The 24,514-nt window shown below is 69.1% G+C and carries 25 protein-coding genes; 15 read left to right on the top strand and 10 right to left on the bottom strand.

Translation table 11 applies throughout. From position 1 onward, the window contains the following. Positions 1-39: 39 nt before the first annotated feature. Positions 40-834 carry a transglycosylase SLT domain-containing protein gene (locus tag ACT6QK_RS02775; protein ID WP_444596287.1) on the bottom strand — a complete coding sequence of 265 codons (795 nt, stop codon included), beginning with the start codon at positions 832-834 and terminating at the stop codon, positions 40-42. Between the two features lie 167 nt (positions 835-1,001). Between ACT6QK_RS02775 and ACT6QK_RS02770 the strand changes: the two genes are divergently transcribed. Further along, entirely contained in the window at positions 1,002-1,730 is a 729-nt protein-coding gene (locus tag ACT6QK_RS02770) for a TonB family protein (protein ID WP_444596286.1), read from the top strand. Here ACT6QK_RS02770 and ACT6QK_RS02765 read toward each other — a convergent pair. Both ACT6QK_RS02765 and ACT6QK_RS02760 read right to left on the bottom strand, forming a co-directional pair. After that, positions 1,727-2,755 carry an NAD(P)/FAD-dependent oxidoreductase gene (locus ACT6QK_RS02765; RefSeq protein ID WP_444596285.1) on the bottom strand — a complete coding sequence of 343 codons (1,029 nt, stop codon included), beginning with the start codon at positions 2,753-2,755 and terminating at the stop codon, positions 1,727-1,729. The genes ACT6QK_RS02770 and ACT6QK_RS02765 overlap by 4 nt on opposite strands. 43 nt (positions 2,756-2,798) lie before the next feature. Then, positions 2,799-4,646: a phosphoenolpyruvate carboxykinase (GTP) gene (locus tag ACT6QK_RS02760; protein WP_444596284.1), complete on the bottom strand. Its 1,848-nt coding sequence runs from the start codon at positions 4,644-4,646 to the stop codon at positions 2,799-2,801. Between the two features lie 219 nt (positions 4,647-4,865). On the opposite strand from ACT6QK_RS02760, the gene ACT6QK_RS02755 reads away from it, so the two are divergent. The 7 genes from ACT6QK_RS02755 (at position 4,866) to ACT6QK_RS02725 (ending at position 12,226) form a co-directional block, all read left to right on the top strand. Next, the gene (locus tag ACT6QK_RS02755; RefSeq protein WP_444596283.1) at positions 4,866-5,480 is read left to right on the top strand and encodes a DUF938 domain-containing protein; all 615 of its coding nucleotides are present in this window, start codon (positions 4,866-4,868) and stop codon (positions 5,478-5,480) included. Positions 5,481-5,507: 27 nt separating this feature from the next. After that, entirely contained in the window at positions 5,508-6,020 is a 513-nt protein-coding gene (locus tag ACT6QK_RS02750) for a GlcG/HbpS family heme-binding protein (protein ID WP_444596282.1), read from the top strand. A gap of 87 nt (positions 6,021-6,107) precedes the next feature. Next, positions 6,108-6,572: a hypothetical protein gene (locus tag ACT6QK_RS02745; RefSeq protein WP_444596281.1), complete on the top strand. Its 465-nt coding sequence runs from the start codon at positions 6,108-6,110 to the stop codon at positions 6,570-6,572. Between the two features lie 58 nt (positions 6,573-6,630). Continuing rightward, entirely contained in the window at positions 6,631-7,389 is a 759-nt protein-coding gene (locus ACT6QK_RS02740; RefSeq protein ID WP_444596280.1) for a pseudouridine synthase, read from the top strand. 52 nt (positions 7,390-7,441) lie between these two features. Then, a complete protein-coding gene (gene mutL, locus ACT6QK_RS02735; RefSeq protein ID WP_444596279.1) occupies positions 7,442-9,307 on the top strand; it encodes a DNA mismatch repair endonuclease MutL in 1,866 nt (621 codons plus the stop codon). A 161-nt stretch (positions 9,308-9,468) separates the two neighbouring features. Beyond that, positions 9,469-11,745, top strand: a complete 2,277-nt coding sequence (locus ACT6QK_RS02730; RefSeq protein ID WP_444596278.1) for an HAD-IIIC family phosphatase — start codon at positions 9,469-9,471, stop codon at positions 11,743-11,745. Between the two features lie 13 nt (positions 11,746-11,758). Beyond that, positions 11,759-12,226, top strand: a complete 468-nt coding sequence (locus tag ACT6QK_RS02725) for a low molecular weight protein-tyrosine-phosphatase (protein WP_444596277.1) — start codon at positions 11,759-11,761, stop codon at positions 12,224-12,226. Here the strand turns inward: ACT6QK_RS02725 and ACT6QK_RS02720 are convergent. Continuing rightward, positions 12,223-13,290, bottom strand: coding sequence for a Kelch repeat-containing protein (locus ACT6QK_RS02720; protein ID WP_444596276.1), 1,068 nt, complete (start codon positions 13,288-13,290; stop codon positions 12,223-12,225). The genes ACT6QK_RS02725 and ACT6QK_RS02720 overlap by 4 nt on opposite strands. Beyond that, positions 13,290-13,853 carry a 16S rRNA (guanine(966)-N(2))-methyltransferase RsmD gene (gene rsmD, locus ACT6QK_RS02715; RefSeq protein ID WP_444596275.1) on the bottom strand — a complete coding sequence of 188 codons (564 nt, stop codon included), beginning with the start codon at positions 13,851-13,853 and terminating at the stop codon, positions 13,290-13,292. The genes ACT6QK_RS02720 and rsmD overlap by 1 nt, the downstream gene beginning before the upstream one ends. Here rsmD and ACT6QK_RS02710 point away from each other — a divergent pair. Then, positions 13,852-14,856: a lysostaphin resistance A-like protein gene (locus ACT6QK_RS02710; RefSeq protein WP_444596274.1), complete on the top strand. Its 1,005-nt coding sequence runs from the start codon at positions 13,852-13,854 to the stop codon at positions 14,854-14,856. The two genes, rsmD and ACT6QK_RS02710, sit on opposite strands and share 2 nt — an antisense overlap. 8 nt (positions 14,857-14,864) lie before the next feature. Here ACT6QK_RS02710 and ACT6QK_RS02705 read toward each other — a convergent pair whose 3' ends face one another. Further along, a complete protein-coding gene (locus ACT6QK_RS02705) occupies positions 14,865-16,361 on the bottom strand; it encodes a pseudouridine synthase (protein ID WP_444596273.1) in 1,497 nt (498 codons plus the stop codon). Between the two features lie 12 nt (positions 16,362-16,373). Between ACT6QK_RS02705 and tadA the strand changes: the two genes are divergently transcribed. Together tadA and ACT6QK_RS02695 are read left to right on the top strand one after the other, a co-directional pair. After that, a complete protein-coding gene (tadA, locus tag ACT6QK_RS02700; protein WP_444596272.1) occupies positions 16,374-16,847 on the top strand; it encodes a tRNA adenosine(34) deaminase TadA in 474 nt (157 codons plus the stop codon). 59 nt (positions 16,848-16,906) lie between these two features. Continuing rightward, positions 16,907-17,323, top strand: coding sequence for an MliC family protein (locus ACT6QK_RS02695; protein ID WP_444596271.1), 417 nt, complete (start codon positions 16,907-16,909; stop codon positions 17,321-17,323). Positions 17,324-17,326: 3 nt separating this feature from the next. On the opposite strand, the gene aroB is transcribed toward ACT6QK_RS02695, so the two are convergent. Then, complete coding sequence (gene aroB / locus ACT6QK_RS02690) at positions 17,327-18,433, bottom strand: 3-dehydroquinate synthase (protein WP_444596270.1); 1,107 nt, start codon at positions 18,431-18,433, stop codon at positions 17,327-17,329. Next, entirely contained in the window at positions 18,430-19,002 is a 573-nt protein-coding gene (locus ACT6QK_RS02685; protein ID WP_444596269.1) for a shikimate kinase, read from the bottom strand. The genes aroB and ACT6QK_RS02685 overlap by 4 nt, the downstream gene beginning before the upstream one ends. A gap of 98 nt (positions 19,003-19,100) precedes the next feature. Between ACT6QK_RS02685 and ACT6QK_RS02680 the strand changes: the two genes are divergently transcribed. Next, complete coding sequence (locus tag ACT6QK_RS02680; protein WP_444596268.1) at positions 19,101-20,030, top strand: tyrosine recombinase; 930 nt, start codon at positions 19,101-19,103, stop codon at positions 20,028-20,030. A gap of 2 nt (positions 20,031-20,032) precedes the next feature. Here ACT6QK_RS02680 and ACT6QK_RS02675 read toward each other — a convergent pair whose 3' ends face one another. Then, a complete protein-coding gene (locus ACT6QK_RS02675) occupies positions 20,033-20,365 on the bottom strand; it encodes a hypothetical protein (RefSeq protein WP_444596267.1) in 333 nt (110 codons plus the stop codon). 106 nt (positions 20,366-20,471) lie between these two features. Here ACT6QK_RS02675 and ACT6QK_RS02670 point away from each other — a divergent pair, with 106 nt between their 5' ends. The 3 genes from ACT6QK_RS02670 (at position 20,472) to ACT6QK_RS02660 (ending at position 22,606) form a co-directional block, all read left to right on the top strand. Then, complete coding sequence (locus ACT6QK_RS02670) at positions 20,472-21,422, top strand: acetyl-CoA carboxylase carboxyltransferase subunit alpha (RefSeq protein ID WP_444596266.1); 951 nt, start codon at positions 20,472-20,474, stop codon at positions 21,420-21,422. An 83-nt stretch (positions 21,423-21,505) separates the two neighbouring features. Next, complete coding sequence (locus tag ACT6QK_RS02665) at positions 21,506-22,135, top strand: response regulator (RefSeq protein ID WP_444596265.1); 630 nt, start codon at positions 21,506-21,508, stop codon at positions 22,133-22,135. After that, positions 22,136-22,606 carry a chemotaxis protein CheE gene (locus tag ACT6QK_RS02660; protein ID WP_444596264.1) on the top strand — a complete coding sequence of 157 codons (471 nt, stop codon included), beginning with the start codon at positions 22,136-22,138 and terminating at the stop codon, positions 22,604-22,606. Here ACT6QK_RS02660 and ACT6QK_RS02655 read toward each other — a convergent pair. After that, a complete protein-coding gene (locus ACT6QK_RS02655; protein WP_444596263.1) occupies positions 22,591-24,477 on the bottom strand; it encodes an ABCB family ABC transporter ATP-binding protein/permease in 1,887 nt (628 codons plus the stop codon). The two genes, ACT6QK_RS02660 and ACT6QK_RS02655, sit on opposite strands and share 16 nt — an antisense overlap. Between the last annotated feature and the right edge of the window lie 37 nt (positions 24,478-24,514).

The following is a 24,514-nucleotide window of genomic DNA, read 5'->3' as shown; positions in this document are numbered from 1 at the left end:
GCTTAACGGCCGGTTTACCCTGACGGTCACCGCGTCTCGTCAGGCGGCGTCCGGCCCGGGGCCGAAGGCGCCGCCAAAGCCCGTCTTGCCGCCCTGCCCGTCCTGTCCGAGCAACATGGCAAGGAGGGTCTGATCCTGCTTCAGCCGATCCAGCCGCGCGGCCAGCATGATGTCGCGCTCCGCATCCGTCGGCGGCTTGAGCGGATCGGCGGTGGTGGCTGCGGGCGCGCCCTCTCCCGCCGTCTTTTGAAGGTTGGCGTGAACTTCGGCGACGGTCGCGGGCCGACCGCCCCTGTAGAAGATCGAGCGATTGGCCGATGCCGCCTCCGGGAACAGCGCCGCCGCGCTGGCGCCTGGCCGTGACTGCATCGCCTCCATCAGCTTGGCGGCGCCCGCCGGACCCAGGAAGTGGGCGGCATAGAGATCACCGGCGCCCGGCTCCTGTCCTGTCCGGCCCCGGAGATAGGCGGCGTTGGACGCCGTCAGCTCCGCCGCCATGGTCGAGGCCGCCTGCGGGTCGAACCTCAGGTCCATCACGACATTGCGCGCCGAGCCCTGAACACGCCAGCGCCCGTCGGCGCCGCGCTGGATCAGGTCGGCGTACTGGCCATAGCCGTGCTTGTGGCCCGACTGCTTCACGGTCGCCAGCCAGGTTTGCTCGATGAATTGGAACAGACCCGCCGCCGACGAGGTCCGCGCCTGCGCAGACGGATTCATCGCGCTTTCACGCCTGGCGGTCTTCATCAGAAAGTCGAAGTCCACGCCGGTCGCCCTCGAGGCGCGGCGAATGGCCGCTTCCACGCCGCCTGCAGGGGGAATCGCTCCGATGCTCATAATCCCCGAACGCTGTGCGATCGTGGTTAACAGGAGGTAAATCTTAACGGCGACAGACCGGCATCTGGTGATCGACGATAAGCTTGGCTGCGCCAAAATCCCGCCACAGCTTGAGCGCGCACTTCCCTCACGGCGGGGTCGGGGGCGGCCACGAAGGGATGACGATCATGATGATACGCACCGCCGGCGGTCCAGCCCTGGTCCACCCGCTGGACTATGGAGAACGCAAACGCCCCCTGCCACGGGCGACCTGGCTCGCCATCGGCGTCGTGGCCCTTGCCCACGTCGGCGTCGGGGCGGCGCTCTATTACCAGCGCTTCGAGATGGCCGAGCCGGTGATCGACGTGCCGCCTTCGGTCACCATCACGATGGAGAAACCCGAGCCCCGGCCCGTCATCAAACCAGACGTTCGTCCGCCCGCTCCGAATCCGCCGATCCACAAGGCCGTGCCCAGTCCGGTGACGCCGCCCGTCACCCTGCCGGTCAATGTCGTGGACAACCCCGCCCCCAATCCGGGCCCGGTCATCACCCTGACGACGCCGGTTCCGCCAGAGGCGCCGGTCGGCGTCGCCACGACCCCGACGCCAAAGGCCCCGCCGGTCATCACCCGTCCTGACTGGGTCAGCCAGCCCAGCGCCGCCCAGATGTCCCGCGCCTTCCCCGAGCGGGCGCTCGGCGACGGCATCGGCGGCGCCGCGACCCTGAGATGTCAGGTCCAGGTCAGCGGCGCCCTGTCGGGTTGCGCCATCGCCAATGAGACACCCGGCGGCAAGGGCTTCGGTCGCGCCGCTCTCGGTCTGACCCGCTACTTCCGCATGAGCCCGCGGACCGTGGACGGTCAGGCGGTCGATGGGGCGGCGGTCGTCTTCACCGTCCGCTTCGGCGTGACGGGCTAGAAGGACCGCAAGGGGTCGAGGGCGGCGGCGTCCGGCAGGGACGTCCCGCCCTCGACGGCGTCCGCCACCACCCGTCCCACCATCGGCCCCAGCAGCCAGCCGTTGCGCCGGGGCGCCAAGGCCAGGAACAGTCCGGGCGCGCCTGACGCCCCCGCCAGGGGCAGGCCGTCCGCCGTCGCGCCCCGCACGCCCACGCGCCAGTCGACCTCGGCCGGATCGACGACTGCGCTTGAGAACCGCTCGAGAGCGGCGATCAAGCCCTGCCCCGTGACGGGATCGGGCTCCAGATCGCGCCGTCCGGCCTCCATGGTGGCGCCGATCAGCAGGCGGGCTTCGCCCGACGCCGCATAGGCGCCGAGCCCCCGCACCACGCCGGGCTCGTCCTGGGCTTGAGCCAAGCCGATCTGGCCTCGAATCGGCAGAATACCCGAGACGCGCGCCCACGCGTCGTCAGGCAGACCGGGCAGGGCCGCAGCGGCGCCCGTGGCGAGGACGACCATCCCGGCATCGACCACGCCGCCGGAATGACGCACGCGCCATCCGGCTACTGTCGCCGAAATCTCCTGAGCCTCCGCCAGAATCAAGGAATGGGGCAATCCGGCGCTCAAAGCCGCCAGCGTGTCCTCGGCGTCCACGCGCCGGTCCTCCGGCGCGAACACCCGGTCGCCGTCGCGCCGGGGTGCAAAGCCGAGAGCCCTTAGGCGCGCTTCGATCTCATCAGCCCCCTCGCCCCGCCATTCCGCGCCGTCATCGAGCAATTCCAGCCCATGCGCCTCGGCGAACCCAGGCCAAAGGTCCGCAGCCCGGCGCAGCAGAGCCGCCCGTTCCGGCGTCACATCGTCGATGGCGGATTCCATCGCCGGAGCAATCATCCCGGCGGCGACGGCGGAAGCGTTGAGTCCGCCTGGGTCGAGAACCCGGACGTCACGCCCGCGACGGGTCAGCTCCGCCGCCGTGCACAATCCCAGCACGCCGGCGCCGATGACGAGGATTTCCAAGGACAGGGGGGCAGGCTCGGACGACACGGGCCGCTGTTTCGGCCCGTGCGATCACGATTTCAAGGGGGCGTCAGGCCGAGGCCGCCTCCAGCCGCTCAATGAGGGCCGCATGCTGGCGCCACAGGGCCGGCGGCAGCCGCTCGCCGAAGGTCGCATAGAACTCCGGGATCAGGGCCGCCTCCTCGGTCCAGACCGCCGGGTCCACGTCGAGCAGGATCGACGGGTCGGCCTCCGACAGGTCCAGCCCGTCCAGATCCAGCGCCTGACGCGTCGGGACGCGACCGACCGGGGTGTCCACGGCCTCGGCGGTTCCGTCCAGGCGTTCTGCAATCCACTTCAGAACCCGGGCGTTGTCCCCGAACCCTGGCCAGACGAACCTGCCGTCCTCGTTCTTGCGGAACCAGTTGACGAAGAAGATGCGCGGCAGCTTCGCCGCGTCCGCCTTTTCACCCAGGGCCAGCCAGTGGGCGAAATAGTCGCCCATGTTGTAGCCGCAGAAGGGCAGCATGGCGAAGGGATCGCGGCGCAGCTCGCCGACCCGGTTCTCGGCCGCCGCCGTCCCTTCAGACGCCACGGTCGAGCCCATGAAGACCCCGTGCTCCCAGTCGAAGGCCTCGGTCGCCAGGGGCACGGCCGAGGCGCGACGGCCGCCAAACAGGATGGCGTCGATCGGCACGCCCCTCGGGTCTTCCCATTCACCGGCGATGGTCGGGCACTGGGAGGCGGGCGAGGCGAAACGGGCGTTCGGATGGGCGGCGGGCTCGCCCGACGCCGGATCATGCGGCTGGCCCTTCCAGTTGGTCAGGCCGGCGGGCGCCTCCTTCGTGAGACCCTCCCACCAGACGTCGCCGTCCTCGGTCAGGGCGACATTGGTGAAGACCGTATTCGTCGCCAGGGTCTCCAGCGCGTTCCTGTTGGTGTTGCGGCTGGTGCCGGGCGCCACGCCGAAGAAACCCGCCTCGGGATTCACGGCATACAGGCGGCCGTCGTCGCCGAACCGCATCCAGGCGATGTCGTCGCCCACCGTCTCGGCCTTCCAGCCCTCCAGCGTCGGCTGAAGCATGGCGAGATTGGTCTTGCCGCAGGCCGAGGGGAAGGCGGCGGCCACGTACTTCACCACGCCTTCGGGGCTGGTCAGCTTGAGGATCAGCATATGCTCGGCCAGCCAGCCCTCGTCGCGGGCCATCACCGAGGCGATGCGCAGGGCGTAGCATTTCTTGCCCAGCAGGGCGTTGCCGCCATAGCCCGAGCCATAGGACCAGATTTCACGCGTCTCGGGGAAGTGCACGATCCACTTGTCGTCGTTACAGGGCCAGGCCACGTCCGACTGGCCGGGATGCAGGGGCGCGCCGAGGGTATGGACGGCGGGCACGAAGGCGCCGTGATCGCCCAGCTGCTCCAGCGCCGCCCGGCCCATCCGGGTCATGACGCCCATCGACACGGCGACATAGCCGCTGTCGGTGATCTCGACGCCCAAGGCGCTGATCTTCGAACCCAGCGGCCCCATGCAGAAGGGCACGACATACATGGTCCGCCCGACCATGCAGCCGTCGAACAGGCCCTCCAGCCGGTCGCGCATCTCGATCGGATCGGCCCAATTGTTGGTCGGCCCGGCGTCGGCCTCATCATCCGAACAGATGAAGGTCCGGCTCTCGACGCGGGCCACGTCGCGCGGGTCGGAGGCGGCGTAGTAACTGCCGGGGCGCTTGACCGGGTCCAGCGCCTTCAGCGTGCCCTTGTCGATCAGGTCGGCGATGATGGCGGCCTTTTCGGCCTCGGAGCCGTCGCACCAGTGGACGCGATCCGGACGTGTCAGGGCTGCGATCTGCTCGACCCAGTCGATCAACCGGGCATGACGCGTGGGTGCGGGAAACAGGCCGGGCACGGCGAGCCCTGCCTCGATTTCAACTGCGGACACTGGGGGGCTCCTGGAATCGGGATCGGGCGATCTGCGTCGCCTCGACCGGCAAGAAACATGACGTGATGTTTCAGTTACAAAGCCACGCCGCTTGACCCCGGGTCAAATGACGCACGAAATCACCCGGCGTCCCATGTACTGAAACGGTTACACCGACTTTTCCGGTCGCATGACACCGATGTCACCGGTATCTCCGTGCCATCACATCCTCGAGTTCAGATGCCCCTGCCGACCGATGCGCTTGAATCGCCCGCCGCCGCGCGCAACGCCGAGCCGATCCTGGCCGTGCTTCGCGCCCATCTCGGACCGCGCGCCCGGGTGCTGGAGATCGCCGCCGGCACGGGCCAGCACGCGGCCGCCTTCGCCCGCGCCTTGCCCGAGGTCATCTGGACCCCGACCGATCCTGACGAGACCGCGCGCGCCAGTATCGCCGCCTGGCGTGAGGACGCGGGCCTGTCCAACCTCGCCGCGCCCCTCCGGCTCGACGCCTGCGACGCGACCACCTGGCCCGCAGGACCATTCGACGCCGTCGTTTGCATCAACATGGTCCACATCAGCCCTTGGGCTGCGACCGAGGGACTCATGGCCGGCGCCGCCTCAGTCCTCGTCACGCCCGGCGGCCTGCTGGCGCTTTACGGCCCCTATCTGGAGGCGGACACGCCGCTCGCCCCGTCCAACGCCGCTTTCGACGCCGATCTCAAGCGCCGAAACCCGGACTGGGGCCTGCGCGACCGCGACGCCGTGGTCGCCGAGGCCCGTCGCCACGGCCTGACCCTGACCCGAAGGGTGGAGATGCCCGCCAACAATCTGATGCTTCTGTTCCGCCGCGCCTGACAAGAACAATCAAAGGGAGACCTATCCATGAAGACCGCCGCCAAAGCCATCGCCCTGACCCTGACGCTCGCCCTCGCCGGCGGCGCCGCCACGGCCCAGTCGGTCGCCAAGACCCCCGCGCCCGCCGCCGCCGCCGCGCCGCCTGCCTATGGCGCCCCGATCTCGCTGGCCGAGGCCGAGGCGCTAATCGACCGCGCCGTGGCCGCCTCCAGGGCCCGAGGCTTCCGCATGGCCGTGGCCGTGGTCGAACCGTCCGGCGAACTGGTCGCCTTCGCCCGCATGGACGACACCCAGTACGGCTCGATCCATGTCGCCCAGAAGAAGGCCTGGAGCGCCGCCCGCTATCGCGGAACCACGGCGGCCATGGAGGCGCGCGTCCTTGCCGGCCGCACCGTCAGCCTGGCCAATGAGGACAGTCTGCCCATCGCCGGCGGGGTGCCGATCGTGGTCGGCGGCAAGATTATCGGCGCCATCGGCGTCTCCGGCGCTGCGGCTGCCGAAGATGACGAGATCGCCCAGGCCGCGCTCGTCCGACCCTGACGCCGCCGGCGTGACGCCAACGTCAGGCTTCGTCAGTCGCGTCGGTTCTCCCCCGGCTCCACTGTGTCCCGCACGGGGGAGCACGCCATGTCCGGACAGCGGCCAGATTCATCAGTTCGCGACGTCGTCCGTGCGGCGCTCCTGTCCGTCATCCTCGCGGCCTCGGGCGGCGCGACCCAGGCCCAGGGGGTGCCCCCGCCCCCCGCGCCGCGACTGCCTCCCGTCCCGTCCCTTCCCGTGTTCGTCGCCCCGCCGGCCTATGCCCCGCCGCAGTCCGGCCGATGCGGACGCGAGGACTGGTCATGCCGGCTGGACCGGCTCGAACGGCGCGTGGCCGAACTCGAGGAACAGCTGGATCGCGCCGGAGACCGGGGCGGCGGTCGTCGCGGCCGGTCCGTCGACATGACGGTCGAGCAGGACTGCATCTTCGACAGTTGCTCGGCCATCGCCACCCGGTTGTGCACCGACGGCGGCTTCGCCCGCGGCGTGCCGATCGAGATGCGGCAGAATGGGTCCTGGCAACGCCTCGTCCGGGCCACCTGCCTCGACTGAGCCCGCATCAAGGCGGTCATCCATTGACGAGACGTGCCGCCGCCTGTCAGGGACGGCCATGGCCTGGTCGCGCACCTATGACGGCTCCGAGCCGATCCGTCTGAACAAATGGCTCGGCCAGTCCGGCGTCTGTTCGCGACGCGAGGCGGACGCCTTGATCGCCTCCGGCCTGGTCGCCGTCGACGGCGCCGTGGTGACCGATGCAGGCCGCAAGGTCGAGGCCGGCCAGACCGTCGTCCTGAACGACCAGGCCCAGGCGGCTCTGGCCGAGGGCGTGACCATCGTGATGCACAAGCCCATGGGCTATGTCTCCGGCCAGCCCGAGCCGGACAAGATCCCCGCCGTCCGCCTTCTGACCGCTGACCGCCTGGTCGGACCTGGCGAGCCGCCCGCTCGCGACGCCTCATTGCCCCCCATAGGTCGGCTGGACGAGGATTCGCGGGGCCTGCTGCTGCTGTCGTCCGACGGGGTGGTGGCCAAGGCGGTGATCGGCCCCGATAGCGACCTCGACAAGGAATATCTGGTCCGCGTTAGCGGCGACATCACCGAGAAGAAGCTGAAGATCCTGCGTCACGGCCTGATGCTGGACGGCCGCCAGCTCCGTCCCGCCTATGTCAGCCGGATGGAATCCTTCCGTCTGAAATTCATCCTGCGCGAAGGCCGCAACCGACAGATCCGGCGCATGTGCGAGATGGTCGATCTGGAGGTCGTCGACCTGATCCGCGTCCGCATCGGCCCGCTGAAGCTGGACAACCTGCCCGAGGGTCATTGGCGGATGTTGACGCCCGGGGAACGGGCGGCGCTGGTCGGCGGCTGATCCTGTTCGGTCGTGGCGCGCCCCGGTCGTTCGCCCTATCTTTCCGACTCACATGCCCATCCGCCGCCTCCCCCCCGAGACCGTCAACCGCATCGCCGCCGGCGAGGTGGTCGAGCGGCCGTCCAGCGCCATTAAGGAACTGGTCGAGAACGCCCTGGACGCCGGGGCGCGGCGGATCGAGATCCAGGCCGACGGCGGCGGCCTGTCGCGCATTCTGATCGCCGACGACGGCAAGGGGATGCCGGTCGAGGAACTGCCCCTGGCCATCGAACGCCACGCCACCTCCAAGCTGGAGCCCGACGATGCGGGCGACGTCGACCTGCTGCGGATCAACACCCTCGGCTTCCGGGGCGAGGCCTTGCCCTCCATCGGCTCGGTGGCGCGCCTGACCATCACCAGCCGGGCGCGGGACGCGTCCGACGCCTGGTCCATCACCGTCGAGGGCGGCGACCAGCACCCCACCGCTCCCGCCGCCTTCCCCGGCCCGCACGGCGCCCGGGTCGAGGTCCGCGACCTCTTCTACGCCACCCCGGCCCGGCTCAAGTTCATGAAGTCCGAGCGGTCCGAGGCCATGGCCATCTCGGAGGAGATCAAGCGTCAGGCCATGGCCCATGAAGGCGTCGCCTTCACCCTCGACCTCGACGGCCGGACCACCCTGCGCCTGCCCGCCGAACATCCGGGCGACGAAGGCCGGCTCAAGCGGCTGGCCGCCCTGCTGGGTCGCGACTTCGAGGCCAACGCCCTGTTGATCGACCAGTCGCGCGACGGCATCCGCCTGTCGGGCTATGCGGGCCTGCCGACCTATTCGCGCGGCAACGCCCAGCACCAGTATCTGTTCGTCAACGGCCGTCCGGTGCGCGATCGGCTGCTGCAGGGGGCCCTGCGCGGCGCCTATGCCGACTTCCTCGCCCGCGACCGGCATCCGGCGGCGGCCCTGTTCATCGACATCGACCCGCTGTTCGTCGACGTGAACGTCCACCCGGCCAAGGCCGAGGTCCGGTTCCGCGATCCGGCCATGGTGCGCGGCCTGATCGTCGGCGCCCTGAGGCACGCCCTGGCCGCCGCCGGACACCGCGCCTCGACCACCGTCGCGGCGAACGTGCTGGAGGGTTTCACCGCCCACGCCGGGCCGGCCGCCTACAGCCCTTCGTCGCCCTCGGCCTCCGGCTTCAGCGGCTGGACCGGATGGACCTCAAGCCCCGCCCCCGCGACCGGCACCGGCGTCCTTCCGGGCCTGAACGAACGTTCCGTCAGGGTGGAGAGCTTCGAACCCAACACACTCGCCACGCTCCACTCGCCACTCGCCACTGACACGTCCCAGCCGCTCGATCTGGTCGACTATCCCCTCGGCGCCGCCCGCGCCCAGCTTCACGGCACCTATATCGTCGCCCAGACCCGCGACGGTCTGGTGGTGGTGGACCAGCACGCCGCCCACGAACGCCTGGTCTATGAGCGCATGAAGGCCCAGATGGCCGGAGGCGCCGTCACCCGTCAGGCCCTGCTCACGCCCGAGGTCGTCGAACTGGACCCCGCCGAGGCCGACCGCGTCGTCGCCCGCATCGACGAACTGGCCGAGCTGGGCCTGATCGTCGAACCCTTCGGCGGCGGGGCGGTGCTGGTGCGCGAAACCCCCGCCCTGCTCGGCGACACCGACGTTCAGGGCCTGATCCGCGACATCGCCGACGACCTGGCCGAACACGGCGCGGCCCTCAGCCTGAAGGAACGCATGGCCGAGGTCTGCGGCACCATGGCCTGCCACGGCTCCGTCCGCGCCGGCCGCGTCCTCTCCGCCCCCGAAATGAACGCCCTCCTGCGCCAGATGGAGGCCACCCCCCACTCCGGCCAATGCAACCACGGCCGCCCGACCTATGTGGAACTGAAGCTGCACGACCTCGAAAAACTGTTCGGGCGGCGGTGAAATCGCCCTTTCGCGCCTCCAGGCGTCTGTTGTTTTGAAGGATTCAGCCCTATCTGGGCGGCATGTCGATCAAGGCTCTATCCAAGACGTTGTCGCGCGCCAAATCTGCGGCCAAACTGGCGCCAGCCCCCCCCCTCCCAGCCAAAACTGCCATCGTCAAGATGTCGGAGGCCGAGGCGGGTGAGATCGCTCGCCATTATTTTCATACCCGCCAGTTTGAGGCGGCTTCAAAAGTCGTCGAGACCTGGCTCAAGAAGAATGACGGCTTCTGGATGCAGCGTGAGCGCTACGAAATCGCCTACGAGACCGGCGATCGCGACGGTGCGATCGAGGGTCTGGCGCGTCTGGTTCGCGAATACCCCGACATTGCTGCCGCATACGCGACCTATATCAGTCGGCTGATAGACGCCGACCGACTGCCTGAGGCTCGTTCAGCCTTGGCGATCGCTGAGCCCCTGTTCCCGGATGACGTATGGATACTCAACCACTCGGCCGACCAGGCTGAAAAGTCCGGCGATCTGGCCAAGGCCTTCACCTCACGACGCAAGTCGTTGTCGCTTCAGCCAGACACGCCTTTTGTCCGCACGGCGATGGCGCGCGCACTCGCCGCCGCAGGAAAGACTGAGCTCCTCCTCCGTCACCTGGATGGAGAGGATGTCGAGTTCGGCCATCCGGCGGTCCGCGACCTGGACTATCTGACGCCGACGGACCTGCGGGTCACCCCGACGCGGATGCGACGCGGACTGGTGATTGGGTCATGCTTGGCCAGCGGCATGCCGGATGTCTTTGTCGCCAACGACCCCTTCTGCGAAGCCGACTATGTGATCACCAACAACGGCATGGGCCTGCCATCCAAGCCGCCCCGCCCCCTGTCCGATTACGACTTCCAGTACATCCAACTTCCCCTGCGATCGGTGCTTCCTGAAGCCGCCTATTTCCACCTGCGCTATGACCAGCCCGACGCCTATCAGGCGTTGTTCGACGACACCTGCCAGAACCTGGCCGATCAGCTGGCGGACGTGATGACCTGGAATGTCGAGGCCGGCCTTCTGACCTTCGTGTCGAACTTCCTGCCGCCACAGCAGAACCCTTTGGGGCGCCTGATCCCGCGCTACGATCTGCGCAACCTCGTCCACTTCGTCGAGCGCCTGAACGTCTTCCTCTCCGGGGAGATCGCGAAATACTCCAACGCCCACCTGCTCGACATCGACCAGATCGCCGCCAACATCGGACGACGCAATGTACAGGATGACGTGCTGTGGACCGTCAACCACGCCGCCACCCTTGGCGACAACGATCTGGAGCAGGATCAACAAAGGCTCGAAATAGTCCATCCGGCCTCGGTCCACTACCCGACCCAGCCCTACCGCTTCGTCCAGATGATCTGGCGCGAGATCGAAGCCATGTATCGGTCGATCCATCAGGTCGATATGGTCAAGATGGTGCTGGTCGATCTGGACGACACGCTCTGGCGGGGCGTTCTCGCGGATAACGGCAGCACTGACCTTGAGGGTTGGCCGCTCGCCTTTGCTGAAGCCCTGCTGTTCCTGAAACAGCGCGGCGTCATTCTGGGCATCGTGTCCAAGAACACCGAGGACCGTATCAAGGAGCTTTGGCCCTATCGTGACCTCCTCACGCTCGATGACTTCGCGATCCGCCGGATCAACTGGACGCCCAAGGCGGACAACATCGCGGAGATACTGGCGGAGGTGAACCTGCTGCCCAAGAGCGTTGTCTTCATCGACGACAACCCCGTCGAGCGCGAGGGGGTCAAGCGAGCTTTCCCCGAGATGCGCGTCTTCGGCTCCAACCCCTATCTGTGGCGCCGCATCCTGCTGTGGTCGGCCGAAACCCAGACGGCGACCATTACAGCGGAATCGGCCAACCGCTCACAGATGATCCAGGCTCAGTCCAAGCGGGAGAGCCGGCGCAAGACGCAGTCGCGCGGCGAGTTCCTGGCCTCATTGAACATCCGTGTCGGCATGAAGGTGATCCGGAACACCAACGACCCGAGCTTCCCTCGGGCTCTGGAACTGATCAACAAGACCAATCAGTTCAACACGACCGGTCATCGCTGGACCCAGACCGAGGCGGAAGCCTTCCTCGGCGGTGGCGGCGTCTTCTACGCCATGACGGTGGTGGACGATTTCACGCCCTATGGCCTGGTCGGCGTCCTCTGCGTCAAGGACGATCAGGTTGTGCAGTTCGTGATGAGCTGCCGCGTGATCGGCCTGGAGGTGGAATTGGCGGCAGTGGCCCATGTCCTGGCGGACATGAAGGCGTCAGGCCTGACGGAGGCCCGCGCCTCGATAGTCGAGACCCCGGCTAACCTCCTGTCGCGCGACATCTGGGCACGCAACGGCTTCTCGGGCGAGAGCGAGTTTGCCCGCGCGCTCACCGATTTGCCGCCGATCCCGTCGCACATTGTTATGGAATGAGAAGCGGGGGGCGATGACTCCTTCGGTCCTCTTTGTCTGTCTCGGCAACATCTGTCGCTCACCCCTCGCCGAGGTCGCGATGCGGGAGGAGGCCCGTCGCGTCGGGCTGGAGGTCGTCATCGATTCCGCCGGGACCGGGAATTGGCATGCGGGCGAACCGCCCGACCCTCGCGCGCAAGCGGTGGCGCAGAAGAACGGCGTAGACGCTTCGGCCCTGCGCGCCCGTCAGGTGACGCGGGGCGACTTCACCCGCTTCACACACATCGTGGCCATGGATGCGGACAACCTGGCCAATCTGCGCCGCCTCGCCCCGACGAACGCCACGGCCGAACTCAGCCTGCTGCTCGACCACGTCCCGAGGCGCGAAGGCCAGTCCGTGGTTGATCCCTATTTCGGCGACGACGACGGCTTCGACGTCACGTGGGCGGACGCGGTGGCCGGCGCCCGGGGCCTGATCCAGACGCTGCGCGCGTCGGGCTAGAGCCGGAAGGCTTCCAGCACCGCGCTGGCCCCGCCGCCCGACACGACCTCGCCGCCCGCGATCGCATAGACGGCGTCGCCCACGGCGACGGCCGCCAGCCCGTGCCGGGGCGTCCGCATGGGCGCGCCGGGCGACCAGACATCCTGCGCGGGATCGTAGAGCCAGGTCTCGGTGAAGACACCGCCGCCGCCCTGATCGCGAGGGGCGAACCATTCGCCGCCGAAGGCGACCAGCCGCCCGTCCAGCGCCGCCATGGCCAGCCCTCCGCCGACCTGCCGGCCTGTGGTCGGCGACGGCGGTATGGGCGCGCGCGTCTCCCAGCGGTCGGTCGCGGGGTCGTAGCGGTCGAGTTGTCCAGTGCCGCCGCCCGACACCGTCCGGCCGCCCGCGATCCACAGTGCGCCGTCCAGCACCGCCCCGGCCGCGCTGTTGCGCGCCATCGGACAGGGCCGGCCCTCGCTCCACTTCAGCGTCGCGGGATCGAAGATCAGGTGCGTATCGACATCACCCTGATCGTTCCACTGGCCGTTGGCCTCGCCCTTGGGTGAGCGGCCGGTGATCAGGTGAATGCGGCCGTCATGGTGCAGGCCGACCGTCTCGCACAGCCGCTGCGGCATGCGCCCGACCTCGTGCCAGCGGCCCTGATCAATGACCCAAACATTGGTCATGGCCGTCCAGTCGCCGCCGTCGCGACGGTCATAGCCGCCGAAGCCCCAGACCCGATCCAACGGCCCGTCCACCAGCATCAGATGGTGGCGCGGCTCCGGCAGGCGCGGACCGGGGCTCCAGCGATCCAGAGCCGGATCATAAATGTGGGAGTCGTCATTGATGAACAGCCCGCCCGGCCTGCCGACCAGACCGCCGGCCGTCACGATCCGGTCTCCCTGCCGTGCGGCGTAGATTTCCTGAGTGACAGACGGCAGGGGCGCCGCCGAGGTCCAGCGGCCAGCAACCTCAGCTTGAGCCCGCGTGGCGCCCAACGCGCCGCTGGCGGCGAACGGCGCGACAGCGGCGGTGGCGAGCATGGATCGGCGGGTCAGATCAAACATGACCCGAGGCTGCATCAGGACCTCTTCAGGAACAACACCCGGGCAGCGCCATAGTCGCGCGCGTCCAGCCGCTCGTAACCGGGGGTCTCGATCTCCGGCTCGTCCGACCCGCGCTCGAACACCACCAGGGCGCCGGGTTTCAGCCAGTCCCCCTCGATCAGCCGTTGCAGCGCCTGCTCGCCCAACCCTTTTGCATAGGGCGGATCGAGGAAGGCCATGTCGAACGCCTCGGCGATGGGGCCGGGCCGCACGCCGAGGTCGGTGGCGCTGCGCCGATGCACCCGCGTCGCCCCCATCAGGCCGTAGGCGTCGGCGTTCTCGCGGATCGCGCCGCGCGCGCCGTCGTCGGTCTCCACGAACAGACAGAAGGCCGCCCCCCGGCTCATGGCCTCGAACCCGAGCGCGCCCGACCCGGCGAACAGGTCGATGACCCGCATGCCGTTCAACGGCTCGGCCCAGGCCGCATGCTCCATCACATTGAACAGGGCCTGCCGCGCGCGGTCCGAGGTCGGGCGCGTGCCCTGCCCTTCCGGGGCGACGATGGCGCGGCCCCGCAGATGTCCGGCGACGATTCTCATGCCGGATGCTCTGGACCGGAACGCCCTGGCGTTGCAACGGTCAGAGATGGATTCCCCGCCCGAGTCGCCCGTTCGCCGCAGCCTGCTCTTCGCCGTCGAGGCCGCGCGTCACAGCCCCTTCCTGACCTTCCAGCCGGTGGACCGGCCCTGGCTGCGACTGATCGGAATTGTCGCCCTGTCCGCGGCCTTGATCGTCGCCGTCAGCGCCGGGCTTGGATTGCTGACCGGAGCGCTGACGACCGCCCTGCCGGAACTCATCTCGCCGACCCTGCTCACCGACGCCATTCCCGAAGGACCGCGCCGCCTCTATCAGGAGAGCGCCTTCCTGGTCCTGTTGGCCACCGTCCTGGGCGCCATGGCCCTCGCGATCCTGACGGCCGCCGCCCTCTTCCACCGCCGCTCGTTCGAGGTGTTCCAGTGGCCCGCCCGAAAGCCGTCCTGGAACCTGCTGGGCGGCGGCTTCGTCATCATGGCCGTGAGCAGTCTGGCGCTGTGGCCCGTCGGATGGCTCATCGAGGGAAAGATCGAGCCGGCTCCGGTGCTCAACCCCGCCTATCTGCTGGACAGCCGACTGATCTACGCCGGGGTGGCGGCGGTGATGATTCTGATCGCGGCTGCGGCCGAGGAGGTCGTGTTCCGGGGCGTGCTGCTGCGCGTTCTGGGCGGACTGACGCGCCGCGTCTGGCTGATCGTGCTGATCAACGGCGTCCTGTTTTCCCTGATCCACCTGGACCCCGATCCCGCCGCCTTCGTGGCGCGGGCCGTTTCGGGCATGGTCTGGACCTGGGCCGCGCTCAGGCTGGGAGGGATCGAGTTCGCCATTGGCGCCCACTGGGCCAACAATCTGCTGATCGCGCTCCTGGCCGAGCCCATGTCAGAGGCGGCGGCCGTCGGTCAGAACATCCCTGCCATCTACCTGATACCGGAACTGGTCATCGCCGTGGTGATGGTCGTCGCCGTCGAGGTGATCGCCCGCCGCCGGCCGGCCCTTGAAACGGCTTGAGGCTCAGATCAGCGATCGCCTCGGGGCGGTCCCTTGGGGCCTGAACGCGGCGGCCCCGACCGAGCGGGCCCGGAGCGAGGAGGTCCCGACCGCGCCGGGCCGGATCGCGCGCCGCCGCCACCCGGACCAGAGCGCGGCCCGGACGACCGCCCACCCCCGCCCTGGCGTTCGCCGTCGCGCGCCCAGGTCGGGGACTTGGGCCCGATGACCTTGTCCTCGCGCGACTTGAAGGGACGGCGCGGACGCTCTTCCCCCTCGCGCTCCGGCGCGGAACCTTCCGGCCGGGCCCGGGGTTTGAAGTCACGCTTGGGATGTTCGAACCTCGGCTTGGCCTTGGCCCAGCCCGCCGCCTTCTTCGGCGGATTGGCGGCGCGGGCGGTCCCGGCCTCGGCGGCGGCGTCAGCCGCACGCACCCGGCTGGGCTTGCGCGACGGATCCGACAGGGCCGAGCCGGACTTGCCCTTGACGATCGGCGGGCCGTTGCGCCGACCGGGCGTCGGCGCCGGGGTCTGGACCGTATTGCCTTCGGGCAGGTTCTCCGGCCGGATATGCTCGCCCAGCAGCTCGCGGATCACGCGCGGCCCGACCTCCTCGACCGCGCCCAGCGGCAGTTCGCCCAGCTGGAACGGTCCATAGGCCAGGCGGATCAGCCGGTTGACGGTCAGACCGACCGATTCCAGCACCTTGCGGACCTCGCGGTTCTTGCCTTCGGAAATCCGCACCGTCAGCCAGAGGTTGGCCGAGCTCTGGTCGCCTGCCTCCTTGGCCTTTTCGATGGTCGCTTCGACGGGCCCATAGCGGACGCCGTCGACGACGCAGCCGTCCTTCAGCACGTCCAGCCGTTCCTGGGTGATCCGACCCCGCGCCCGCGCGCGGTACTGGCGCACCAGGGCCGTGTCCGGCAGTTCCAGCGCCCGGCTCAGTTCGCCGTCGTTGGTGAGCAGCAGCAGGCCCTCGGTGTTGATGTCCAGTCGTCCAACCGAGATCACGCGCGGCAGACCGTTGGGCAGGTTGTCGAACACGGTCGGTCGCCCGCCGGGGTCGTTGTGCGACGTCAACAGGCCGACCGGCTTGTTGTAGCGCCAGACGCGCGTGGCCTGGGCCGCCGCGATCGGCTTGCCGTCTACGGTGATCTTGTCGTCGCGCGTCACCAGAGTGGCGGGCGTATCCAGGATGCGGCCGTTGACCGCCACCTTGCCCAGACCGATCAGGCGCTCGACCTCGCGACGCGAGGCGATGCCTGCGCGCGCCATGGCCTTGGCGATTCGCTCGGTCCGCTTGGGTTCGGCGGGTGTCTTGTCGAACTTCCCGCCCGACTTGCCACCGGGTTTTCCACCCGGCTTCCCGGCGAACTTCGGCTTGTCGCCGTCGCCCGGACGGTCGGCCGAGTAGCGCTTGCCGCTGATGCCTCCCTCGGGCCGGGGACCGCGATCCATGGGTTTACGGGCGCCGGCGTCTTGACGCGGGCGGGGCTTCTTGTCGTTGTCGTCTGTATGGCGGACCATGATGAGCGGTTCATGCGCATGGCATTGGCCTTGGCGCAAGCGGCGGCGAACGAAGGCGAGGTGCCCGTGGGGGCGCTCGTCGTCGATGAAACGACCGGCGAGGTGATCGCAGGGGGCTTCAACCGCCCCGTGGCGACCCATGATCCGACCGCCCATGCCGAGATCGCGGCCCTGCGCGCGGCGGCTCTGGCGCGCGGCAACTACCGCCTGACTGACCTGACCCTCTATGTGACGCTGGAGCCCTGCGCCATGTGCGCCGGGGCCATCAGCCACGCCCGCATCGGACGCGTCGTCTGGGGCGCCGACGACCCCAAGGGCGGGGCCGTCCTCCATGGCCCCAGACTGTTCGACCAGCCGACCCTGCACTGGCGGCCGGCCACGACCGGAGGCGTTCTGGCCGCTGAGGCGGGCGACCTGCTGCGCGGCTTCTTTCGTGCGCGGCGTGGCGGCAAGGCCACGACCGGGGACGCCACGGAACAGGGCTGACGGCCCGGCGTTATGCGCAGGAGAGCGGAACGGCTCCGCTTGATGCGAAAGGCCCGCCCTTGTCCCGACTTCGTCCGACCGCTGTCCTCGTCCTGTTTGGCGGCGTCGTCCTCTCCGCCTGCGGGCCGCAGCCGTCAAAAGCGCCCACCGACGGCGAATCGGTCAAGCAGCGCGCCATCGAGGCCCAGACGGCGAAGCGGCGAACCGGGGCCGAGCTTCAGGACCGCGCCCTGAATCGCGTCATCCGCACCGTCTATCTGTGCCAGAACGGCGAGGGCCTGACCGTCGACTTCGACAATCCGCGCCAGATGGCCACGGCGCGCAATTCCAACGGCCTGGCGATCGACCTCTATCAGGAGCGGGCCGCGGACGGCATCTGGTACCGGGCCAGCGGCTATGAGTTGCGCGGCAAGGGGGTGCTGGCCACCTGGAGCGTGGCCGACCGTCCCCCGACCGAATGCCGGGCCATAGACTGACGTTCAGCCGGCCGCGCCCTGTTCGACCAGGAAGGCGCGGACGTCGACCGCATCCACGGACCTTTCCGCGAAGGCGTCGCCGATGGCGCGGGCGAGGATCAGGGTCAGCCGCCCGCCCTCGGCCTTCTTGTCCCCGGCCATGCGCGCGATCAGGGCGTCGGCGCTGAACTGACCCGCCTGACCCAGACGCGTCGGCAGGCCTGCGGCGGCGATCACCGCCTCGACCCGATCCGCGTCCGCCGCCGGACACTGGCCCAGGCGCGCCGAGTAGCGGAAGGCCAGCACACACCCCAGGGCCACGGCCTCGCCGTGCGCCAAGGCGGCTTCGTCAAAGCCCAGCTCCGCCTCGACCGCATGACCGAAGGTGTGGCCGAGGTTCAGCAGGGCGCGCCGCCCCGCCTCCTTCTCGTCCTCGCCGACGATGGCGGACTTGATCTCCACCGACCGCACAACGGCCCGTTCCAGCGCCCCGGCGTCACCGGTCGCGCCCGCCGCGCCCTCGCCGGCCAGCCAGTCGAAGAAGTCCGCGTCGCAAATCAGCCCGTGTTTTAGCACCTCGGCCCAGCCCGACCGCAGTTGCACGGGCGGCAGGGTCGCCAGAACGTCGATGTCGGCCAGCACCAGCCGGGGCTGATGGAAAGCGCCGACCAGGTTCTTGCCGCGCGGGGTGTCGATCGCCGTCTTGCCGCCCACGGACGAATCGACCTGGGCCAGAAGCGTCGTCGGGATCTGGATGAAGTCGATGCCGCGCATGTAGAGGGCTGCCGCCAGCCCGGCGAGATCGCCCACCACGCCTCCGCCCAGGGCGATGACCACATCCCTGCGGTCCAGCCCGGCCGCCAGCAGCCGGTCCAGCAACCGCTCCAGCTCGGCGAAAGACTTGGACCCCTCCCCCGGCGGCACCGTGACGATCTCGGCCCTGATCCCGACGTGGGCCAGAGCGGCGACCAGCGCAGGGCCATGCAGCCCGGCCACGGTTTCGTCGCTGATGATGACGGTGCGCCCCCTCACCAGAGGCCCGATGCGTTCGCCGGACCGCGCCAGCAGACCGCGCTCGACGACGACGTCATAGGCGGCGAAGTCCCCGCCGCTCACAGTAACGACGGTCATCGGCCGGTCTCTTTCTCTGGCGTCTGGTGGGCCTTCAGGGCCGCGAGGATGGCGTCCACGGCGTGGGAATGGGCGCCGCCGCCGACGTCCACGACGATGTCGGCCTCGGCGTAGAGCGGGTAGCGGACTTCGGCCATGGCGGTCAGGGTCTGGAAGGCGTCCTTGCCGCGCAGCAGGGGCCGGGTGTCGCGCCGCTGCACCCGCGAGGCGATGACGCGAATATCGGCGCGCAGCCAGACCGTGATCGCCCGCGTCTTCAGCAGTGCGCGGGTGTCGGCGTTGATCATCGCCCCGCCGCCCGTGGCCAGGACGATGGGTGGTCCTTCCAGCAGACGGCGCATGACCCGCGCCTCGCCTTCGCGGAAGGCGGCTTCACCGAGGCTTGCGAAGATGTCGGACACGCTCATCCCTGCCGCCTCCTCCACTACGTCGTCCCCATCGGCGAAGGGCAGGCCCAGCCGCGCGGCCAGGCGCCGACCCACGGTCGATTTGCCCGCGCCCATCAGGCCGACGAGCGCTATGGTGCGGGCGCCGGGCGCCGACGAGTCGCGCGGTGCGGGGCCGCTCATGCGACGATCCGGAAAGAGGAGGCGGAGAAGAGGATCATGACCAATCCGTCCTCTACACCATGGGCGGGCGCTGGCCACAGCCCCGGTCGGTCCGCGTCGTGACGGTCGAAGCCGCCTCGCCCCAGATCGAGGCCTTTCTGGAGATGATGGCGGTCGAGCGCGACGCCTCGCCCCACACCCTGTCCGCTTATGCGCGCGATCTGGCCGACGCCGAGGCCGGGGTGGGATCGGGCGGCCTGATCGCGGCGGAAGAGATGGCGGTCGAAGCGTGGTTTTCCGGCCTGGCCGCGCGGGGCCTGTCTGCGGCGACGGCGGCCCGCCGGCGATCCGCCGTGCGCCAGTTCTACCGATTCGCCCTCGGCGAGGGCTGGCGCGGCGACGACCCCTCCCACCGCCTTGATGCGCCGAAACAGGGCCGCAGCCTGCCCAAGGTCCTGACCCGCGCCGAAATCGAGTCTCTGTTCGCCGCCGTCGCCGCCCGCGACACGGCCGGGGCGGTGCGGATGCTGGCCCTGGTCGAACTGGCCTACGCCTCCGGCCTGCGGGTGTCGGAGTTGCTGGCGCTCAAGATGGAGGCCGTGCGGCGCGATCCTGCCTGGCTGGTCGTGCGCGGCAAGGGCGGCAAGGAACGGCTCGCCCCGCTCAATGATGCAGCGCGAACCGCGACCAAGGCCTGGCTCGCGGTGCGCGAGGCCCAACGTAAGCCGCTACCCTCTGGGGCCCTACCACCCGACAGCCCGTGGCTGTTTCCGTCCAGCGGCGCGACCGGCCACCTGACCCCCCGCCGCTTCGCCCAGATTCTGGATCAGGCGGCGGTCGAGGCGGGCATCGACCCCGCCCGCGTCAGCCCCCACGTCCTGCGCCACGCCTTCGCCACCCACCTGCTGGAGGGCGGCGCCGACCTGCGCGTCGTCCAGACCCTTCTGGGCCACGCGGACATCGCGACGACCCAGATCTACACCCACGTAGCCACCGACCGCCTGACGCAGGTGGTGACGCAGCATCATCCCTTGGCGAAGGACGAATAGGCTCAACCCGAGGGTTCGTTGTTTTCCGGTGCAGCCCGACGTTCCTGCAGGGTCAGCCGGTCGGTCTTGGCGAAACGGCGCGGATTTCCGCACATCCAGCAGGAACAGACCGCCAGGTGTTCCGCATATTTGGCCGTTGGATCATGGGGCCGGACCCGTCTCGCCTTCTGGCGCATTCGCTCCAAGTCCCGGCGCCGCCTTTGCCGTTTCTCTTCCTTGCCGATCATCTTCCCATCCTCGAAGCCAGAGGGCGGAAAGCCCCGCGCATTGCTGCCGGGGCTGGTGTAGACATGGAGGTGGATAGTCATTCTGATTGCCGTCTCGAAGATGGTCAATCCGCCGCCACTCAACGCCTGAACCCGACTTGCCCGCGCGCGTTGTCGGCTCTAGGTTCCGCCGCCTCGCCGGGCGGCTCTCCTCGCCCGTCACACCGGACGCCCGATGGCCACGCATTATCTCGAATTCGAAAAGCCGATCGCCGAGCTCGAGCACAAGATCGACGAGCTGAGCCAGCTCTCGGCCACCTCGGGCTCGTTCGAGACTGAGATCGCGGGCCTGCGCAAGAAGGCCGCCCAGCTTCGCAAGAAGACCTATGCTGACCTGGATCCCTGGATGAAGACCCAGGTCGCGCGCCATCCCGACCGTCCGCATCTGATCGACTATCTGGCCGGCCTGTTCACCGACTTCGTCGAGCTGAAGGGCGACCGGCAGTTCGGCGACGATCAGGCGATCATGGGCGGCCTGGCCCGGTTCAGGGGTCAGTCGGTCGTGGTCATGGGTCACGAGAAGGGCAACGACACCGCCAGCCGCCTGACCCACAACTTCGGCATGGCCCTGCCCGAGGGCTACCGCAAGGCGGTGCGCCTGATGGACATGGCCGAACAGTTCGGCCTGCCGGTCCTGACCTTCGTCGACACCGCCGGCGCCTATCCTGGCCTCGGCGCCGAGGAGCGCGGCCAGGCCGAGGCCATCGCTCGCTCGACCGAGCGCGGCCTGACCCTGGGCACGCCGATGATCGCCACGGTCACCGGCGAAGGCGGATCGGGCGGCGCCATCGCCCTGGCGGCCGCCAACCGGGTGCTGATGCTGGAGCATTCCATCTATTCGGTGATCTCGCCCGAGGGCGCCGCCGGCATTCTATGGCGCGACGGCGCCCGCGCCCGCGACGCCGCCATGGCCATGAAGATCACCGGGCCCGACCTGCTCGAGCTCAAGATCGTCGATCGCGTGATCCCTGAACCGATGGGCGGCGCCCATGCCGATCCCGCCGCTGCGATCAAGGCGGTCGGAGACGCCGTCGCCGAGGAGCTTCAGGCCCTTTCCGGCCTGTCGCCGGACGCCCTGCGCAAGCAGCGCGCCGACCGCTTCTACGCCATCGGCCGCGCGGGCTGATCCACCCCGACCGCACGTCCCATTAACCACTTGTCCATGGCAGCGTGAGAGCGTCGCCGCGTGGGAATCAATGTGGCGGGGACATGAGCGGCTTCGGTGAGAAACTCCGTGACAGTGCGGTGTTCAACTTCAGCGGCGCCGTCGTCATGGTCGTGGACGATTCGCCCTTCAGCCGCGAACTGACGGCTGAGGCTCTGCGCGGCTTCGGCGCCCAGATCCGCTACGCCTGTTCCACCGCCGAGGAGGCGCTCGACATCATCCGCGACCACGCCATCGACCTGTTGCTCGTGGACTGCGAAATGCCCGGCATGGACGGCTGCGACATGGTGCGCTGGATCCGTCATTCGGGCCTTGAGCCCAACGCCTATGTGCCCATCATCATGACCGCCGGCCACGTCCGCCGATCAAAAGTCGGAACCGTGCGCGATTGCGGCGCCAATTTTCTGATCACCAAGCCCTTCAGCGCCGCCAGCCTGCTGGAGCGCCTGGTCTGGGTCGCGCGGGACAATCGTCCCTTCCTGGAAGCGGGCGACTACAAGGGGCCGGACCGTCGCCGCGCCAAGGCCAAGCCGCTGAAGGAAGGCGAGCGCCGCGCCGACATGATCGCCCGAGCCAAGAGAGAAGCGGAACTGGGACTTTCAGAGGACGAGGCGGAACTGGAAGCCGTCGCCGCCGAACTGGAAGCCGAGGTCGCCGCCATGGGGAGACACTAGATGGTCGTCGTTCGCCAGCAGAGGACCTCGCGTCTGTCCTCGATGATAAACGCCCCGGGTGGCGTCAGCGTAGGGGTCGCCATGGCCCAGGCCATCGCCAATCTTGAGAAACTCAAGCCACAGGGTATGGAGATCGTGACGGCCCAGATCGCCGAACTGGCCGCCCTCACCGCGCCGACGGGTCCCGACGAACACGCCAAGGCCCGCGCCTATGGCTTGTCCGCCGGCATTCTGGACGCGGCCGGGCCGTTCCAGATGGACGACCTGTGCGCCGCAGCCTCCAACCTTTGCGACCTGCTCGACGCCGCTCCAGAGGGCGAGGTCTTCGACTGGCGGATCGTCTCGGTTCACGTTCAGGCCATGCAGCTGATGCAGAAGCTTCCGGCCGGTGCGGCCGGCGACACCGCGCGGCACCAGGTTCTGGGCGGGCTGCGCGAGGTCCTGAAGGCCAAGGTTCAACCGACGGGCTGACCGCTTCCCCGCGTCTGCTTGCGCCACAGGGCGGCGTATTCTCCGCCGACCCGCGCCACCAGTTCATGATGCGCGCCGCGTTCGATGATCCGCCCGGCCTTGAGGACCAGGATCTGATCCGCATCGGCGATCGTCGACAGGCGGTGCGCCACCACCAGGGTCGTGCGACCGGACCGCGCCCTGCGCAGGGTCTTCTGGATCGCCGCCTCGGTCCGGCTGTCCAGAGCGCTGGTCGCCTCGTCGAGGATGAGCACCGAAGGATCGGCCAGCAGGGCGCGGGCAAGACCCACTCTCTGCCGCTCGCCGCCCGACAGCTTCAGGCCGCGTTCGCCCACGCGGGTATGCATGCCTTCCGGCAGGCCGCGAATGAAGTCGGCCAGTTCCGCCGCCTCGGCCGCCGCCCAGATCGCCGCCTCGTCGGCGTCCGGACGGGCGAAGGCGATGTTGATCGCCAGGGTGTCGTTGAACAGGGCCACGTCCTGCGGCACCAAAGCCACCGCCTGCCGGATCGAGGCCTGGGTCACGGCGCGCATGTCCTCCCCGTCGATCCGCACCTGACCGCCCTGCGGGTCCAGCAGGCGAAGGGCCAGCTTGACGATGGTCGACTTGCCCGATCCCGAGGGGCCGACGATGGCCGTGGTCTGGCCTGGCGCGGCGATGAAGCTGACGGCTTCCAGACCGCTGGCGCGCGCGTCGTGGCGGAAGGTGACCTGATCGAAGACGATCTCCGACCCCCGCGCATCGGCCTGCCGCAACAGTGGGCGCGCGTCGGGCGCGTCCGCCACCAGCGGCTGTTGACGCGTCACCTTCAGCATCTCCTCCATGTCTATGAAGGATTGACGGATTTCCCGGTAGGCGAAGCCGAGGATGTTCAGGGGCGCATAGAGAGAAATCAGGATCAGGACGGCCGCCGTCACATCCCCCGGCCCCATCCGTCCGGCGGCGGCCTCATAGCCTGCCATCACGGCCATGACCGCCAGCCCCAGGTTCATCACCAGGGCCTGAACCACATTCAGCATGGCCAGAGACGCGTTGGCCTTCAACGCCGCGTCGTTGTAGGCGCCCAGAGCGCGATCATAGCCCTCCGCCGCCCGCGCCTCGGCCCCGAAGGACTTCACGGTCTCGTAGTTCAGCAGGGCGTCCACCGCCAGGCCCGCCGCCTCGCTGTCGGCGGCGTTCATCGCCCGCCTCTGTTCGATCCGCCAGTTGGAGATGGAGAAGGTCAGAACCGTGTAGATCACCACCACCACGACCGCGACGGCGGCGAAACGCCAGTCGTACTTGCTGCCCAGAACCCCGGCCGCGAGCACGAGCTCCAGTCCGGTCGGGATCAGGTTGAAGGCCAGGACCCGCAACAGGAAGTCCACCGCGCGCGATCCTCGATCGACCGTGCGCGAGAGAGATCCCGACCGCTTGGTCTGGTGGAAATCCAGCGACAGGTTCAGGGCATGGGCGAAGGTCTCGGCCGCCGTCGCCCTCTGGGCCGCCGCCCGCACGGGAGCGAACACCACGTCCGACGCCTGGGGCGCCGCCGACGACAGGAAGCGCACGATGGCCCAGCCCACGGCGAAGCCGGCGAACCCCAGCCCCACGGCCACGCCGGTCGGCTGATCCCGGGCGAGATGATTGACGGCCGCGCCCAGGACCAGAGGCCCCAGCACGCCCAGCCCCTTGCCGGCCAGCGTCAGAAGGATGGCCAGGGTCAGCCGCAGCCTGAGATGCGGCGCCCGCGAGCGCGCCACCAGCCGCGCCAGTTCCATCAGGGCCGTCAGTGTTCCAGGCGCGTCATCCAACGCCGTCCCGCCTTGGGCGCGGACCTCCATCGACCCGCCGCCGCGTCCACCACCTCTGCCGCCCTCGCCTCTTGCCATGGCCGTCATATGGACGGCGGACGCGCCCAGAGGAAGG

The sequence above is a fragment of the Brevundimonas sp. genome (genome assembly GCF_052436175.1).
Taxonomy (GTDB): domain Bacteria; phylum Pseudomonadota; class Alphaproteobacteria; order Caulobacterales; family Caulobacteraceae; genus Brevundimonas.
The sequence above is the reverse complement of the archived record's forward strand: the minus strand, read 5'-3'. Positions and strand labels throughout refer to the sequence as shown.

Coding starts and splice junctions, on each gene's coding strand:
- ACT6QK_RS02750 (WP_444596282.1), top strand. CDS start 5,508: ATGAAGACCGCCGCCAAAGCCATCGCCCTGACCCTGACGCTCGCCCTC.
- ACT6QK_RS02755 (WP_444596283.1), top strand. CDS start 4,866: ATGCCCCTGCCGACCGATGCGCTTGAATCGCCCGCCGCCGCGCGCAAC.
- ACT6QK_RS02720 (WP_444596276.1), bottom strand. CDS start 13,290: ATGCAGCCTCGGGTCATGTTTGATCTGACCCGCCGATCCATGCTCGCC.
- mutL (WP_444596279.1), top strand. CDS start 7,442: ATGCCCATCCGCCGCCTCCCCCCCGAGACCGTCAACCGCATCGCCGCC.
- ACT6QK_RS02730 (WP_444596278.1), top strand. CDS start 9,469: ATGTCGGAGGCCGAGGCGGGTGAGATCGCTCGCCATTATTTTCATACC.
- ACT6QK_RS02710 (WP_444596274.1), top strand. CDS start 13,852: ATGCCGGATGCTCTGGACCGGAACGCCCTGGCGTTGCAACGGTCAGAG.
- ACT6QK_RS02770 (WP_444596286.1), top strand. CDS start 1,002: ATGATGATACGCACCGCCGGCGGTCCAGCCCTGGTCCACCCGCTGGAC.
- ACT6QK_RS02745 (WP_444596281.1), top strand. CDS start 6,108: ATGTCCGGACAGCGGCCAGATTCATCAGTTCGCGACGTCGTCCGTGCG.
- ACT6QK_RS02670 (WP_444596266.1), top strand. CDS start 20,472: ATGGCCACGCATTATCTCGAATTCGAAAAGCCGATCGCCGAGCTCGAG.
- ACT6QK_RS02740 (WP_444596280.1), top strand. CDS start 6,631: ATGGCCTGGTCGCGCACCTATGACGGCTCCGAGCCGATCCGTCTGAAC.
- rsmD (WP_444596275.1), bottom strand. CDS start 13,853: ATGAGAATCGTCGCCGGACATCTGCGGGGCCGCGCCATCGTCGCCCCG.
- ACT6QK_RS02775 (WP_444596287.1), bottom strand. CDS start 834: ATGAGCATCGGAGCGATTCCCCCTGCAGGCGGCGTGGAAGCGGCCATT.
- ACT6QK_RS02665 (WP_444596265.1), top strand. CDS start 21,506: ATGAGCGGCTTCGGTGAGAAACTCCGTGACAGTGCGGTGTTCAACTTC.
- tadA (WP_444596272.1), top strand. CDS start 16,374: ATGCGCATGGCATTGGCCTTGGCGCAAGCGGCGGCGAACGAAGGCGAG.
- ACT6QK_RS02685 (WP_444596269.1), bottom strand. CDS start 19,002: ATGAGCGGCCCCGCACCGCGCGACTCGTCGGCGCCCGGCGCCCGCACC.
- ACT6QK_RS02655 (WP_444596263.1), bottom strand. CDS start 24,477: ATGGCAAGAGGCGAGGGCGGCAGAGGTGGTGGACGCGGCGGCGGGTCG.
- aroB (WP_444596270.1), bottom strand. CDS start 18,433: ATGACCGTCGTTACTGTGAGCGGCGGGGACTTCGCCGCCTATGACGTC.
- ACT6QK_RS02725 (WP_444596277.1), top strand. CDS start 11,759: ATGACTCCTTCGGTCCTCTTTGTCTGTCTCGGCAACATCTGTCGCTCA.
- ACT6QK_RS02705 (WP_444596273.1), bottom strand. CDS start 16,361: ATGGTCCGCCATACAGACGACAACGACAAGAAGCCCCGCCCGCGTCAA.
- ACT6QK_RS02660 (WP_444596264.1), top strand. CDS start 22,136: ATGGTCGTCGTTCGCCAGCAGAGGACCTCGCGTCTGTCCTCGATGATA.